The sequence below is a fragment of the Corynebacterium falsenii genome (assembly GCF_020099275.1).
In the GTDB taxonomy this organism is placed as follows: Bacteria; Actinomycetota; Actinomycetes; order Mycobacteriales; family Mycobacteriaceae; genus Corynebacterium; species Corynebacterium falsenii.
This window is the reverse complement of sequence record NZ_CP083646.1, coordinates 2,465,520-2,481,057: the sequence shown is the minus strand read 5'-3', so window position 1 is coordinate 2,481,057 and position 15,538 is coordinate 2,465,520. Positions and strand designations below refer to the sequence as shown.

General features: G+C 65.3%; 9 protein-coding genes. 7 read left to right on the top strand and 2 right to left on the bottom strand.

All coding sequences use genetic code 11. The features are described from left to right. The first annotated feature begins 30 nt into the window (after positions 1-30). The 6 genes from LA343_RS10670 to LA343_RS10645 all read left to right on the top strand — a co-directional run bounded on the left by LA343_RS10670 (position 31) and on the right by LA343_RS10645 (position 12,477). On the top strand, positions 31-1,119 hold the full coding sequence (locus LA343_RS10670; protein WP_224209166.1) for a DUF3152 domain-containing protein: 1,089 nt from the start codon (positions 31-33) through the stop codon (positions 1,117-1,119). 9 nt (positions 1,120-1,128) lie between these two features. After that, positions 1,129-2,148, top strand: coding sequence for a TIGR02569 family protein (locus LA343_RS10665; protein WP_039910962.1), 1,020 nt, complete (start codon positions 1,129-1,131; stop codon positions 2,146-2,148). Positions 2,149-2,219: 71 nt separating this feature from the next. Continuing rightward, the gene (locus LA343_RS10660; RefSeq protein ID WP_025403320.1) at positions 2,220-5,561 is read left to right on the top strand and encodes an ATP-dependent DNA helicase; all 3,342 of its coding nucleotides are present in this window, start codon (positions 2,220-2,222) and stop codon (positions 5,559-5,561) included. Further along, positions 5,562-9,233, top strand: coding sequence for a UvrD-helicase domain-containing protein (locus LA343_RS10655; protein ID WP_224209165.1), 3,672 nt, complete (start codon positions 5,562-5,564; stop codon positions 9,231-9,233). Continuing rightward, positions 9,234-10,310 (top strand): potassium channel family protein, encoded by a 1,077-nt coding sequence (locus tag LA343_RS10650; protein ID WP_025403318.1) that lies wholly within the window; start codon positions 9,234-9,236, stop codon positions 10,308-10,310. Positions 10,311-10,386: 76 nt separating this feature from the next. Further along, positions 10,387-12,477, top strand: a complete 2,091-nt coding sequence (locus LA343_RS10645; protein WP_025403317.1) for an ATP-dependent DNA helicase UvrD2 — start codon at positions 10,387-10,389, stop codon at positions 12,475-12,477. Here the strand turns inward: LA343_RS10645 and LA343_RS10640 are convergent. Beyond that, positions 12,468-13,304 carry a hypothetical protein gene (locus LA343_RS10640; RefSeq protein ID WP_025403316.1) on the bottom strand — a complete coding sequence of 279 codons (837 nt, stop codon included), beginning with the start codon at positions 13,302-13,304 and terminating at the stop codon, positions 12,468-12,470. The two genes, LA343_RS10645 and LA343_RS10640, sit on opposite strands and share 10 nt — an antisense overlap. Positions 13,305-13,424: 120 nt before the next feature. Between LA343_RS10640 and LA343_RS10635 the strand changes: the two genes are divergently transcribed. Beyond that, positions 13,425-13,991, top strand: a complete 567-nt coding sequence (locus LA343_RS10635) for a M48 metallopeptidase family protein (RefSeq protein ID WP_081737435.1) — start codon at positions 13,425-13,427, stop codon at positions 13,989-13,991. Here LA343_RS10635 and LA343_RS10630 read toward each other — a convergent pair whose 3' ends face one another. Further along, positions 13,992-15,455 (bottom strand): zinc-dependent metalloprotease, encoded by a 1,464-nt coding sequence (locus tag LA343_RS10630; protein WP_025403314.1) that lies wholly within the window; start codon positions 15,453-15,455, stop codon positions 13,992-13,994. Positions 15,456-15,538 lie beyond the last annotated feature (83 nt).

Sequence of the window (15,538 nt, the reverse complement as noted above, 5' to 3'; positions counted from 1 at the left end):
TTCCCCGACGCAAGGTACATAGAGCACTTCATGGCCACGAACCGACGCTCCGACAACGGCAAGCACGAGGCCCCTCGGGTATCGCGGCGCCCCCTGCCACCGAGCAGAGAGGGCGCTTCTTCGCGTGGCCGTGATCCGTACTCAGGCGGGCGGGGATACCAGGGGCGGCGTCGGCGAAGCAGCGCGAATGGTAGCGGTGGCGGTGGCTGGAGCCGGGGCACCTTGGTGATGGCCGGCGCGATTGCCGTGGTCACGCTGCTGGTGCTCACCACGCTGCTGCGGGGGCTCGGGGATTCCGACGCGACCGCGGATAACACCGCAACACCGGCTGCTGCGGGCAACTCTGACGCGCCGCAGCGCAGCGACAGCCCCACGCCCAAGGGCGACTATTCGCACCTCAAAATCGGCGAGCTGCCTCCAGGCGGGCCGTTCACCAGTAAGGGAACCGGCAAGTACCGCACCGTGGGCGCGCCCGGCCCGAAGGTGGGCAAGGGTAAAGAGGAATACACCTACGTCATCGAGGTGGAAGAGGGCATCAACCCGGGGCAGTTCGGCGGCGACGATGCGTTCGCTTCGGTGGTTGATGCCACGCTGGCGAACCCGAAATCGTGGATCGGTGACCCCCGGTTTTCCTTCCGGCACATCGCTGCGGATTCGAAGGAAAAGCCCGATCTGCGCATTCAGCTGAGTTCCACCCAGACCACGCACGAGGTGTGCGGTAACTCCTACCAGATGGAGACCAGCTGCTACATGCCGATCGGCAACCGCGTGGTGCTCAACGAGTCTCGGTGGATCCGGGGCGCTTCGCCCTTCGATGGGGACATCGGGGCCTACCGCCAGTACATGGTGAACCACGAGGTGGGTCACGGCATCGGCTACGCGGCGCACCAGCCCTGTGAGAAGGCAGGGGCGCTGGCACCGATCATGATGCAGCAGACCTTGAGCTTGAACAACAAGCAGCTGTACGACATCAACCCGGAGGAGTCCTACGCCGACAACGACCTCACCTGCCGCCCGAACTCATGGGTGTTCCCGTATGGGGCGGGCAATGGCAACGGTCAGCGCGAGGCGCAGGAGGCCGGTGTGTCTCCCTCCAATCGGCCGAACGATCAGCGATAGTAGACAGCCATGAGTGTCCGTTCGTCTCGCCCCACTGGCTTTTTGACCGATGCGCCACCCGCCCACATTCTGGCCGGTTTTCAGGTGCCCGGTGCCAAGGCCGTGCAACTCGGCGAGGAATGGAGCCACGGGTGGCGCTGCGACCGGGCCGTCATTTCTCGGGCCGATGAGCCGGGGCGGGCGGCGTGGGTTGCCTCCATCATGTCGAAGATGCGGCCGGCGGGAGTGTCGGTCTCGCGACCGATCTATTCCTCCGATGGCCGCTTCAGTGTGAGCGGGTGGCGCGCCCGGACGTTCATCTCCGGACACCCTGCCCCACGATTCGATGAGATGGCGGCTGCGGCACTGCGCCTCAACGAGGCCCTACGTGGGGAGCGGCGCCCTGATTTCTTGCGCCCGCCCGCGCTGAGTGGGCGGTGGACGGAAGCCGACATCTACGCAGCAGCCGACGCGGCTGCCTTCGACGACGACCCTACGCGCTGGGTATCCCCGGCCCTCGATCCGGAATCCGTGCCACGCGAGGACGTGGGGCGGGCGTTGGCCAAGGCTGCCGAGATGGTGGAGCTGCGCCAGCCGATTGACGACGCCGACCAGCTTGTCCACGCGGACATGGCCGGCTGCACGATGTTTGACGGCACTGCGGACCCGATTGTCACGGACTTCGTTCCGGCATGGCACCCGACCGGCTGGACGGTCGCGCTGCTCATCGTGGACACCATGGCCTGGGGCAATGCACCGGATGCCATGCTGGATCGGTGGTCGCATATTCCCGACGCCGACCAGCTGGCCCTGCGCGCCGTGCTGTATCGGTTGTTCCTGCACGCGATGCTTCCCAATTCCAATCCCCGGGCGTGGCAGGGCCTGGCGCGTGTGGCCGACGTGGTGGCCGCGCGGATTGAAGCTGCGGGCGCTGGGGATGAGTCCGTTGGGGAGGCGGACGATGCCGCTGAGGCTGGTGCAGGCGGCGATAGCGCTGATGCCGGGGATGGCGCAGATGACTCGGGTGGCTCAGGCACCGAACGCGGGTAAAAATCCGCAGAAATCGAACACCTGCGGACGATCCGCGGGACGGTGTCTCATTGACATGACACACTAGAACCATGACTGCGACGAACCAGCCGAACTCAGTGGATGCACAGCGTGAGGAAGCCGATGCCGTGAAAAGCGCCCTAGACAAGCGCGTTGGTAGCACCCTGGATCCACAGGTGCGGCTCGTTCGGACGCCCGCGGTAAGTAGGGGAGATGTTCCCCAGTTCTCGGGTCTCGTGGAGGCGCTTGTCGAAGGTGCTCGGGAAATTGATTACGAGCGCCCCTACGCGGTCCTCGGTGGCCCCGGCACCGGCAAATCAACTGTGCTTGTGGAGGCCGCTGTGCGCCACATCGTGGCGGGAGGTTCCGCCGACAGCATCATGTTCTTCGCTCCGTCCAAGGACGCTGCGGCGGCGATGCGGGCGCAGATCTTCGCGCGCTTGGCGGGCGACGATGATTACGCCAGCACGGGTTCTGTGGTGCGCTCCGTCCACTCGTGGGCGTTCGCCTTCTATCGGGCCATCCGCGCGGCCGCTGGGGAGTCGTCCCCGCGATTGATGACGGGTGCCGAACACGACATGGCGATCCGCGAGTTATTGCTTGGTACCGCGCAAGACGGTAACCGGTACTGGCCGGAGAACGTGGTCCCCGCTCTGAGCTATGTGGGGTTTGCTCGCCAACTGCGCGACTTTATTTTGCGCGCAACGGAGCGCAACGTCTCCGCTAAGGACTTGGTGGATTATGGAGAGCGTTTTCACCGCCCGATGTGGCAGGCAGCCGGGCACTTCCTGGAGGAGTTCAACCAGGTACAGCGCCTCGGTGTGGCAGACAACCTCAATGCCTCCGAGCTTTTGCATGCCACCCTTGCGGCACTCGACAGCCCCGAGGGGCAGCGCATTGTCGAGGACCAGCGCGCCAAGGTGAAGCTCATCCTTGTGGATGACGCGCACAACTTGGATCCTGCCAGCGCCGCATTCATCGAATCGTTCATGGTGCCGGGCGTGCGCACTCTCATCGCGGGCGATCCCGACCAGTGCGTGTTCCACTTCCGTGGCGCGAGCGAGGACTTCCTTGACCGCCACGCTGCACACGATGATTACCGGGTGGTGCTCAGCGCCTCGCACCGACTGGCGCCGGAGACGGCGGAGGCCGTTAACGCCGTGCGGGCGGAGCTGCCGGCCAGCAGCACGCGGGTGCCGCTGCGCGGCAGCGAGCACGAGCAGAGCCCCAGCATTGAGATGACCGAGGCCGCCACCCTCACCGCTCGGCACCTGCAGATCGCCGATGCAATCCGCCGCGCACATCTTCACGACGGCGTGGCTTGGGAAGACATCGCTGTGATCGTTCGCAGCACAGGCGACATCCCAGCGCTCCGGCGGGTGCTCATGAACCACGACGTTCCCGTGACCATCGATCCCACCGCGGTGGTCCTGGCCGAGCAACCACTGGTGAAGACACTGCTGCTAGCCGTTGAAGCGAGCTACCGCAGTCTCACGGCTGCGGAGGTCCAAGACCTCCTGGAAAGCCCTGTGGGTGGCGCCGATCCGGTGATGGTGCGACGGGTGCAGCGGGCAGTCGCCCGGGCGATACGACGCGCCCGTGCCGAGGGGAGGACACTGCCCCAGCGCGACGATGGGCGCCCGCCGCAGGCAGCGGACCTGCTCGCGGATTACCTCGTGGACCCGAGCGGCTACGAGTGGGTCGCGGAGTTCTTCGGTCCCCGCGAGATCACCGTGGTGGAACGCCTCCAAGCCGTGCTCACTGCGGGTCGCGAGGCCGTGCGGGAGCGGTTGAGCTCGGAAATGGTGTTGTGGAAGATCTGGCAGGCCACGCAGCTATCCACCCGCCTGCAGGCGCACGCCCTACGCGGCGGCACGCTGGGCGCACAGGCGGACCAGGACCTCGATGCGGTCATGAACCTATTTGACCTCGCCGGAGACTTCGCGGAACGAAATCCCCAGGCAGGAGTCTCAAGCCTGGTGCGAGAAGTGCGCAGCCAGGAGCTGCCCACCGGCGGGCGCGACCGCCGCGGCGAGGTTCCCCACGCCGTGGAGATTCTCCCGGCACACGCCGCCGCCGGTCGGCAGTGGCGATTCGTGGTGGTCACCGGATTGCAGGAAGACAGCTGGCCGGCCGGCCCGACGGTCGGAGGATTGTTCGGGCAGCTCGAGCTCGTCGATCTCGTGGACCGGGGAATCGAACCGGGGACGCCCATCTCGCGCATGGCCGATGCCGTGCACGAGGAACGGCGGTTGTTCCTGCTAGCAATCAGTCGCGCCACGGATAAGACTCTCTTGGCCTACGTAAGCAGCTCCGGGGAGGAAGCCCTGGTGCCCTCGAGATTCCTGAAGGACGTTGCGCCCGTGGTGGCGTCGATCAACGGCGACAGCGCCGAGCCTGACGACGCGGAGCGATCCGACCACCGCGACCACCTGCCGCGAGTGCTCGCGGTGGAACCACTCATCGCCGAACTTCGGGATGCGGTGATGGACACCGCTCGTCCCGGGCACGAGCGGCAGGCCGCCGCGCGCAATTTGGCCAAACTGGCCGCAGCAGGGGTGTACGGAGCCGCGCCGGACCAGTGGTGGGGGAGTGCCGATCCGAGCTGCGAACGCCCCATTATCCGTGAAAACCAGATTTGGCTGAGCCCCTCGAGGCTCGAGTCGCTCGAGGAATGCCCCCTGCGGACCTTCCTGGAAAACCAGGGCGGAGTTGCCGAGGATACGGAGCCGATGCGGATCGGCATCCTGGTCCACGCCATCGCGGAGGCCATCGTGGACGGATTGAGCGTGGATGATGCGCACTCGTTGATGTCGACCGCGTTGGCGGCGATCAGCGAGGAACCCGAGTGGAAGCTCACGCAGCTGCAGGATGAGTGGCGCGAGGGCATCGACAAACTGCACGGCTTCATCACCTCCCTGCAAGACGGATCCACGACCCTGGAAACGGAACAGAAGCTCACCGGTTGTGTCGGTGAGACCGACGATGGCATCACCGTGATGCTCGGTGGCCGGATCGACCTCATGACCACCAGCGGCGGTGATGGGGAGCAGACGGAGACGGCGGACACGTATGTCTACGACTTCAAGACTGGTGCCACTGCCGTGAGCGGGGAGACGGCCGAGAACAGCCCGCAGCTAGAGGCATACCAATTCCTCGTCACCATGGATCCTCACCGCGGTCACGCGGCCGGGGCGGCGCTGGTGTACCCGCGCTACAAGAGCAAGGCCATCACCATTCGCCAGCAAGGGGCGCGAAGCGAGGACACCACCGAGCAGTTCCGGCAGCGCGTCCTGCAGCTGGCTCCCCACGCTGCCGGGCCCGTCTTCCCCGCTCTGCCCGGGGACCACTGCCAACACTGTTCCGTAAGACTGCTGTGCCCGGCACAGCCCGAGGGAAAGCAGGTCGTGTAAATGGCGACCACGATGACACACAAGGACATCCCGATGAACCACCGCCCCTACGCGGCCCCCGATGCGCCGGTGATTTCACCCGCCGAGCTGTCCCAGCTCCTCGGGCAGCAGTACGCGCCGACCGACCAGCAAGCGGCCGTGATCAGCGCGCCGGCCAACGGGGCGTTCCTCGTGGTGGCCGGTGCAGGCGCCGGCAAGACCGAAACGATGGCGGCGCGCGTGGTGTGGCTCGTGGCCAACGGCTTTGTGCTGCCCGAGCAGGTGCTGGGCCTCACGTTTACCCGCAAGGCCGCTGCTGAGCTGCGTGAACGCGTCCGCGGGAGGTTGGAGACGCTGGCGCAGAGCGCATTCATGGACACTCTGTCTGCCTCGGATCCGCGCCGGGCAGCGCTGGCGACCATCGCCCCCACGGTGTCCACGTACGATTCCTACGCAGGCGATATCGTCCGGGAATACGGACTGCTCATTCCCATCGAGCCGACCGGGCGGCTGATCAGCGACGCCGAACAGTGGATGCTCGCCCGGGACGTGGTGCGCAATTACACCGGCGAGATGTCGCTGGGGATTTCCCAAGCGACCCTGATCGAGCGTCTGCGGAAGCTCGCCTCCGAAATGGATAACCACTTAGCCTCGTCCGAGGAAGTCGTTGCGGCCTCGCTGGCGGCAAAGGATAACCTCGAGAACCTGCCACGATCGTCGCGAGCACGAACGGAATTCACGAATGACCACGTGAAGTTCATGGACGTCCAACAAGCACGCGTGCAGCTCGTTGGTCTTGTGGAGGCTTACCGCAAGGCCCTAGAGGATCGAAACCTGATGACCTTCGGACAGCAGATGTCGCTGGCCGCAGACGTGGTGACCCGCCAGCCCATGGTCGGAGAGCAGCAGCGCCGCCGTTTCCGGGTGGTGCTGCTCGACGAGTATCAGGACACCGGGCATGCCCAGCGCGTTCTGCTTCGGGGGCTGTTCGGCGACGGGCAGGATGATGCGCTGTCGGTCACCGCGGTGGGTGACCCCATGCAGTCCATTTACCAATTCCGTGGCGCGACGGCCTCCAACCTGGAGAAGTTCCGGCAGGACTTCCGCAGCTCCACCGGTTGCGAGGCCGACAAGCTTCAGCTCACGACATCCTGGCGCAACCCCGCAGGAGTGCTGAACCTGGCGAACGAGGTCTCCGGCTGGTCCATGGAGGGCCGGCGCATGGTGCAACCCCTCGAACCCCGACCCGGTGCCGGTGACGGGGAGGTGTCGCTCGCGTTCTTTGACGAAGAAGACGAAGAACTCACCTGGCTCGCCGACAATCTGCAGCAGCTGTGGCAGGACTACGACAATCAGCGCAAGGCCGCCACCGACCCCAGCACCATCAAGCCGTTCTCGGCCGCCGTGCTCATTCGCAAGAACAAGCAGGCGGTGCCGATCTTCGAGAAGCTTCGTGAACGCGGAGTGCCCGCCGAAATGACGGCCGGGCCGGGCCTGCTGGATCTGCCTGAAGTAGCCGATGTGTACGCAGCGTTGCGCGTTCTTGTGGACCCTTCCGACGACGTCGCGTTGCTGCGATTGCTCACCGGGCCGCGGTGGAACATCGGCGCGGCTGACCTGATGATTCTCGCCAAGCGCGCCGAACAAGTCGCGGCGCGAGGCTCCCATGGACAGGCTGAGGACTCCTCTGGTTCAGCTGACTCTGCTGCCGATTCTGCGATAGACAACGAGCGGCGGGAGGAGAAGATTCAGGAGTACGGCCTCGAAGGCTACCCCGATCACCTCGTGGACCAGGTTCTTAAGCTCATCCCGGATGACAGCGAGATCGGGGTGGGGCTTGCCGACGCCCTCGCCGATGTCTCCGACGCCCGCGACATGGGAATGAGTGAGAACGGTGCCGAACGCATCTCTCAACTCTCCGCGGAACTGGGGCACCTACGCCGCAATTCACTGTCCAAGCCGCTACCGGATCTCATCTCGGACATTGAACGCATGATGGGCGTGCGCACCGAGGTGCTCACCCGCTGGTACCGCGACCCCTCCGCTGGATTAGGCACGAGCCACCTCGACAAGTTCGCCACCATCGTCCGCGAGTTTTCGGAGATCTCTTCGGCAAGCCCCACTGCCCTGGTGGAGTACCTCCGAGCCGCACACGACCAAGAGTCCGGCCTGGAACCCGGGGAAGTGGTCGCCAAGACCAATACGGTGCAGATCCTCACCGTGCACAAGGCCAAGGGCTTGGAATGGGACATCGTGGCGGTACCGCACGCCAACCGCAACCAGTATGAAGATGCGATGCAGGTCAACGCGCGGGACAGCACGTGGGTCAGCGCTGCCGATCAGCTGCCCACCGAACTACGTGGAGACGCTGAGCCGGACGAGCACTCCGCCCCGATGCCGGTGCTCGACATCTCGGGGGTGGAAGACCGGAGCAAACACACGACTGCGGTCAAGGAGTTCGTCCACGAGCTCAAGCAATTTCGGGCCAAGGAATCGGACCGTGTCTTCTACGTGGCCATCACCCGTACCGAGCGGGTCTTGTTGGTATCCGGTTCGGCGTTTTCCACCGGAAAGAAGGGCGTTGACCCTGCGGTGTGCTTCGTGCTCATGCGCAACTACCTGGAGCAGAACCGCGACGGGCAGGGCATCGCACACTGGTCGGAGCTCGGCAAAACCTACGCCAAGCTGGACAAGGAATGGGAGAAGGACCCACTGCCGCGCGAGCACTCGCTCATGCTGCCCACCCCGGAGGTCAACGGGCGGCGCCTGGACTACCAAGAGGACAGGGAAGCCCGTGAGATCGAGGATGCCTTCGCCGGGGAGGCCTTCTGGCCGCGTGGCCACGCCCTCGAGCGGCTACCAGGAGCGGACGAAGCCAGGGATATTGTTGAACGCCTCATTCCCGACGCATCCGAGGAGAAGGCTCTGGGTGATGCAGGCGTAGCGGCGTCGGATAACTCGGATAACTCGGATAATAAGGCCACACCCACGCAGGCGCAGGCCTGGGACGAAGAGACCGAACTGCTGCTGCACGAGCTCGACCAGAGCACCCGAGCGACCGTGGACGTGAACCTCGACGTGAGGCTGACCGCCACCGAGATGGTTGCCCTGCGGGCCAACGAGCAGGAGTTCGCCAAGCGCAAGAGGCGGCCCGTGCCGCTCGAACCCAAACCATTCGCAAAACGCGGAACGGCCTTCCACAACTGGGTTGAGCAGCGGTATGACCACGTCTCCCTGTTGGACGACGAGCAATTGCCCGGAGCGGCCGACGCGACCTATCAGGATCCGCAGCTGCAACGGCTTAAGGACGCATTCCTCCAATCGGAGTGGGCCGACCGGCAGCCCGACAAGGTGGAGGGAGCCTACTCCGTCACCCTGGGCGGGCGCGTGTTCGAAGGCCGCATTGACGCGGTGTTCCACTTCTCCGATGACCCCCGCGACGGCTGGATGATCGTGGACTGGAAGACCGGCCGCAAGCCCGTGGGCAAGGAACTCGAAGCCGCGACTATGCAGCTGGCCGTGTACCGGCTCGCGTGGGCCAAGGTCCTCAGCCACCGGCTCGGGGTGGAGGTGCCGGTGGACAACGTTCGAGCGGCCTTCCACTACGTTGCGTTTAACGAAACGTTCGAACCGCGTACACTACCCACAGCGGAGGAATTAGAGGAGATCCTGGGCGAAAGGGAGAGCAAGTAAATGCGGGATAGGATGCGCGATCGCGTTCGCGCAGACGATGAGGTGGATGAGCTCCCACCTCACGCCCTTCTGAACGTTGTCCAGATTCCCAACACGCAGGTGCAAAGCCCGTGGTGGCTGATCATCCGGAGGATGTTCTACTCCTTCATCCTCGTGTTCATTGTGGCGATCCTGGCCTACGTGGACCGGGATGGCTACTCCAACATGGACACGCTGCTGGACTCCATCTACTACGCGGCCGTGTCGCTATCGACCACCGGCTACGGCGACATCGCCCCCATCACGCAGCACACCAGGCTCATCAACACCGTTGTGGTAACCCCAGCCAGGATCCTGTTCCTGATCCTGTTGGTCGGCACCACGCTGTCCGTCCTCACCGAGGAATCCCGCAAGACCCTCATGATCCGGCGCTGGAGGAAGAACATGCGCAACCACACCATCGTGATCGGCTACGGCACCAAGGGGCGCTCCGCCATCACGGCCTTGCTGGCGGACGGCGTATCGCCCTCCCAGATCGTCGTCATCGACACGGACCGGGGAGTGCTCGACCAAGCCAGCGCCAAGGGGCTGGTGACCGTGCACGGCACCGCCACCCGCTCTGACGTGCTCAAACTCGCCGGGGTCAACCGCGCTCGCGCGGTGGTCGTGGCGCCAAACCAGGACGATACCGCCGTGCTCGTGACACTATCCGTGCGCGAGATCGCCCCGTCCGCCACCATCGTGGCCAGCGTCCGCGAGTCCGATAACTCCCACCTCCTGCGCCAATCCGGCGCCGACTCCGTGGTGGTGTCCTCAGAAACCGCAGGCCGACTCATGGGCCTAGCGACCGTCACCCCATCCGTGACCGAAATGATGGAAGACCTGCTCAGCCCAGACGAAGGCTTCTCAATTGCTGAGCGCATCGTCCTCGAAGAAGAGGTGGGCGGCAACCCCCGCGTGCTGGAGGACGTGGTGCTGGGAGTGGTTCGCTCCGGCGAGCTCTACCGCATCGACTCCTCGGAAGCCGAGACCGTGGAGCCCGGCGACCGCATCCTCTACGTCCGTTCCAATACTGGGCCCCAGGAACAGATCAGCTAAGCGGCGTTCCCAGCGCTTGAAGGTTCACCAGCTCGGCAAAACACGCTAAACACGTCAGAAAGGACTCTGTGGCTCTGTGACACAGGCGACACAGCCCCTCGAAGGACTCGACCCAGAACAGCTCCGAGCGGCGACCGCACCGCGCGGTCCCGTCAGCATTATCGCGGGCGCTGGAACAGGCAAGACCCGCACCATCACCCACCGCATCGCACACCTCGTGAACGGTGGGTTCATCAATCCTGCCCACATCCTCGCCGTGACGTTCACCAAGCGCGCCGCCGCCGAGCTGCGCGAGCGCCTCATGCTCATGAACATCCCCAAGGTGCAGGCCAAGACTTTCCACGCCGCCGCCCTCGGCCAGCTCAACTACTTCTGGTCCGCCTACGCAGGATCAATACCAAAGCAGATCCTCGACCGCCCGTTCCCCCTCGTGGCCCGCGCTGCCCGCGGAGCCGGAGTGGATGCCGGAACCACGATGCTCAAGGACCTCCTGGGCGAGATCGACTGGGCAAAATCCTCCATGGTCTCCCCGGAGGACTACCCCGCGCTGGTGGAACCCCGCCGCCGAGACTGCCCCGTGGACCCCAGGAAATTCGTCGAAGTCTTCAACAACTACGAGGCGCTGAAAAACACCCCGCAGGGGATCATCCTCGACTTCGCCGACATCCTCCTCCACACCGCCGCGGCCATCGAGACCAACCCCGGCATCGCGGACGAGTTCCGCTCGCGCTACCGCAGCTTCGTCGTAGACGAGTACCAGGACGTCACCCCGCTGCAACAGCGCGTCCTCGATGCGTGGCTGGGGGAGCGCGACGACCTCACCGTGGTGGGCGACGCCAACCAGACCATCTACAGCTTCAACGGCGCCACCCCCGACTACCTCCTCGGCTTCACCAGCCGCTTTCCGGAATCCACCACCGTGCGCCTGCACCGCGACTACCGCTCCACCCCGCAGGTCGTCACCCTCGCGAACAAGGTCATCGCCAAGGCCACCGGGCGGGCGGCAGGAACAAAGCTGAAGCTCGAGGGCCAGCGCCCCACCGGTCCCGAACCGGTGTTTACCGAGTACCCCGATGCCACGGCGGAAGCCGTCGGCGTAGCCAAGCAGATCAAAAAGCTCATCAACCAGGGCACCAGCCCCAGCGAAATCGCCGTGCTCTACCGCATCAACGCCGACTCGGCCCCGCTGGAATACGCCCTGGAGCAGGAAGGCATCGGCTACCAGATCAAGGGCGGCACCGAGTTCTTCGAGCGCCGGGAAATCCGCGAGGGCCTCGCCGCGATCTATCAGGCCGCCCAGCGCTTCGACCCCGAGCCAGACGACGTGGTGCCTGCCGTCCGCGCCGCACTCATCCCCGTCGGCCTCACCACCACCGAGCCGACGGGCGCCCAGGAACGCGCGCGCTGGCAATCCCTGCGCGCCCTCATGGGCCTCGTGGAGGAGATCGTCTCCACCTCCACCGTGGGCATCTCACTGCGCACCGTCATGGGCATGCTCAAAGAACGCACGGAATCCAAGAACCCGCCGCGCATCAACGGCGTGACCCTCGTGACCATCCACGCTGCCAAGGGCCTGGAGTGGGACGCCGTGTTCCTCGTCGGCCTCACCGAAGGATCCCTGCCCATCCGCTACGCACTCAAGGGTGCCGGTGCCGCCGATGCCATCGAGGAGGAGCGCCGCCTGTTCTACGTGGGCATCACCCGCGCCCGCGAGCACCTGTACCTTTCCTGGCCGCTGGCCGCCGAACCCGGCGGTAAGGCCAACCGGCGCCGCACCCGCTTCCTTGACGGCCTCGTCCCCGGCGAGGACGACTCGCGAGACGGCTCCCGGCGCAGCCGCGCGGCCTCCACGGGCGCGCCGAAGAACGCCTGCGTGGTCTGCGGCGCCCGCCTGGGCAGCCCAGAGCTAAAGATCCTCGGGCGCTGCGGGGAGCACGCGCCCGAAACGGATCACGTCATGCTGACCGAACTGCGGCAATGGCGCACGGACCTGTCCAAGGAGATGAACGTGCCGGCCTACGTCATCCTCACGGACGCCACCTTGCGCGCCATCACCGAAAAAGTCCCGACTACCGCCGCGCAGCTCGTCTCCATCCCCGGCATCGGCCCGGTCAAGGTGGAGCAGTTCGGCGAGGACATCATCGCCATCACCAGCAACTACGCGTAGAGAACGCGCACGCTGTGGCAGGAGTAGCACCGTGAATCCGCCACCGCCTTGTGCCGGTGCACTACGCCGCCCGAAAGGTCCATGACGCGCCGCTCGGCGAGGATGCCCGGTATGGCGTCGAACCGAGGGCCGGAATTCCACCACGGCAGCAGGTGCTCGGCGACGAGCCCCGCCGTGACCACGCCCAACGCGCGAACCAGCGGCATGTCCTCGGCGAGCGGGCGGGCGGCCGCCTGCATCCTGATGCCACGCCAACCATCGTCGGTGAGGTAGTACCCGTGATCGACGCACGCCAGGCATGGGGTGTGCCCGGGGACGATGAGCGGGCCGCACACGAGCATTCCATCGACCACGCCGGTGGGGTAATGCACGGCTTGCCGCTCCATGAGACCCTGTTGAATATTCGCAGGTGGGAAGACCATTCCGGGGAGCACGGCGAGCCTGCGGTGGGCGTCGCGCGCGCTGGTGATCGTGCGGCTGGGAATGTGCCGGCGAGTGAGCTCGGCCCGCAGCAGCTCCTCGGCCACGCCGGTGCTGAGCAGGTTGACCTCGGCGGAGCCGGTGTAGGCGGCTCGCAGGATCCCCGCCCGCACGAGTTCTTCCACCATGTCCGACGCCACCGTCCGCCCCAACCCACACCCCACCAGTCGGGTGACCAGCGTGTCCTGCTCCATGGGGCTGCGAGCCTGGTGAAATAGCGCCATGACGATGCCCGTGTTGACCTTCGGCGGCAGCGGAAGGATGCGGGCGTGCGCGGGGAGAACCCCGAATTGGATGCCCACGCCGGGCCGGGCCATGACAGCCGTGTGCGCTGGCAGATAGATCATGAGACGTTCCCCCTCGAACTGGTTCGCAACGCCCCCACGTTGCGTGAATGTTCTGTGTGGCTGCCAGCTTAGCGATGATCTAGCGGAGGCGCAGGTCAAGCAAGTAGCATGAGCGGTGACATGATGAACCTTGACAAGTTGGCCTCGCAGGTGTCACGCCGCCTCGGGGAGCAGGTCGACCTCGACGTGAGGTTGTCAGCACGCCGGAAGAAGACCGTGAGCGTGCGACAGGAGGGCGAGACCTACGTGGTGCTCGCCCCGAAAGCGATGTCGCAGGATCACCTCGCGGAACTTGCCGTGGACATGATCGAGCGGCTGCGAAAGCGCAACGGCAAGGCCTGGGGTGCCGCGGCTGGGGACAATGAGGATCTGCGGAAACGGGCGGAGTTCCTCAACCGCCGGTATCTGCAATCGAAGGCGACGGTGGGGGAGGTCGTGTGGGTGACGAACATGACCACACGCTGGGCCAGCTGCACGCCGTCCACCTCGAAGATTCGGGTGTCGCACCGGCTACAGCTGGTACCGGAGTATGTGCTCGACTCGGTGCTGATCCACGAGCTGGTGCACACGTTCATTCCGGATCACGGCAAGGAGTTCCGCAGCTGGGAAGCGAAAGCCCCCGACCTCCAGCGGGCCCAGGGCTACCTGGAAGCCTACCGGCGGTGGGGGTTTGATCGCGGGAACTAGTTAGGCGGTGGGGCCGTCTTTCTTGCCGTCCCCATCGTCGCCATCGTCCTTTTCGTCCTTTTCGTCCTTGTCAGACTCGTCGTTCTTATTGTTGAGCTCCCGCTCGAGCTTTTCGATCTCGCTGATGGGGTTGAAATCCTTCATCTCGTCCTCATCGAAGGCGATGTGACCGATGAACGCTGCCGGATTATCCAGGTCCTCTGCCACGGGCAGGAAGTCCGGGTGATCCCACACTGCGTCGCGCTTGTCGAGGCCCACCGCATCGTTGAGCTTGCGCCACAGGTCCGCGGCCTCATCGGCCTTGGGCGCGGTGAAGCTGATGCCCACGGCATCGGTCAGCGCATCCATGGCGGGGCTGCCGTTGTTACGGAACGATGACCACGCCGCGTTGATCATCGCGGCCTCCGGGATGCGGGAATCCAGGGCGGAGCCGACCACGTAGTCCACCCAACCCTCAACGAGGGACAGGCTGGTTTCCAAGCGCTCGCGGGCGTGCGCGTTGGAGGAGACAACCTTGGGCTTCAAGTCCTCGTTCTGCAGGCCGGCCATGATCTCCTGCATCTTGGCGGGATCGTTCATTGCCTCCGGGTTCAACTGGCCGAGGGCCTCCTGCAGCCCGGAATCGTCCAACGTGAGGCCCACCGCAAACTCTTCGACGTCGAGAATGAGGCGCTCCACCAGCCACGGGACGTGCTGGAACAGGCGATGGTGCGCGGCTTCGCGGGCGCACAGGTAGATCAGCGCCTCGCGCTTTTCACAGCCCAGCTTCTTCGCCATGTCATCGAGGTGACCCGTGGCCACGGCGGCGGTGTTGCCGCTGGCCAGCGGAACACCCCACTGCGTGGAGATGACGACCGACTTCGCGAGCTCACCGAGGGTGGCTCCCAACTGCATGCTGAAGTTCACGGCGTTGATCTGCTTGGCCATCCCGGCGAGCGGGCCGAGCTGGGAACGGATTTCTTCGGGCATGCCGCTCAGGGCGGCGTCGCCCAACTTGTCCGCGAGTGGGGTCACCACGCGCTTCCACGTGTCCATCGTCTCGTCGATCCACTGCGAGGGGCCGAAAGCCACCGAGCTCGTGGCGCCGGCGGGCAGGGTCGTGGCCTCGTCCAGCCACAGTTCCGCGAGTCGGACGGATTCGGCGACCGCCTGCGAGTCGTGGGACTTGGGCTGAGCAGCGTTCTGGACGTGCTGCCGGGCGATGCGCTCGGCCATGGAGTAGTTCACAGGCCCCTTGGCGTCCGGGCTGTTCATGTCCGAGCCGAAGCCGCTGATCATGGCGCCGAACTGGTTGAGGATGTCTCCCAGGTTGCCGCCGCCCATGCCGCCGAAGCCACCCATGCCACCGGATCCGCCCTGTCCGCCGGGGCCGAAGAAGAATCCGAAGGGGTTATTCTGGTCGCGGCGACGATCGTCGTCGGAATCGTCATCCGAGGGGTTGGAGCCAAAGCCGAATTTACTCATGCCACCACCGTACCTAGGTGTGTGCGCCGATCTCACCCCCGCGATCAGGAAAGTCGTGTGCTGATAGCGAACACGCCGGGGCT

Coding starts and splice junctions, on each gene's coding strand:
- LA343_RS10635 (WP_081737435.1), top strand. CDS start 13,425: ATGATGAACCTTGACAAGTTGGCCTCGCAGGTGTCACGCCGCCTCGGG.
- LA343_RS10670 (WP_224209166.1), top strand. CDS start 31: ATGGCCACGAACCGACGCTCCGACAACGGCAAGCACGAGGCCCCTCGG.
- LA343_RS10655 (WP_224209165.1), top strand. CDS start 5,562: ATGGCGACCACGATGACACACAAGGACATCCCGATGAACCACCGCCCC.
- LA343_RS10650 (WP_025403318.1), top strand. CDS start 9,234: ATGCGGGATAGGATGCGCGATCGCGTTCGCGCAGACGATGAGGTGGAT.
- LA343_RS10665 (WP_039910962.1), top strand. CDS start 1,129: ATGAGTGTCCGTTCGTCTCGCCCCACTGGCTTTTTGACCGATGCGCCA.
- LA343_RS10640 (WP_025403316.1), bottom strand. CDS start 13,304: ATGATCTATCTGCCAGCGCACACGGCTGTCATGGCCCGGCCCGGCGTG.
- LA343_RS10630 (WP_025403314.1), bottom strand. CDS start 15,455: ATGAGTAAATTCGGCTTTGGCTCCAACCCCTCGGATGACGATTCCGAC.
- LA343_RS10660 (WP_025403320.1), top strand. CDS start 2,220: ATGACTGCGACGAACCAGCCGAACTCAGTGGATGCACAGCGTGAGGAA.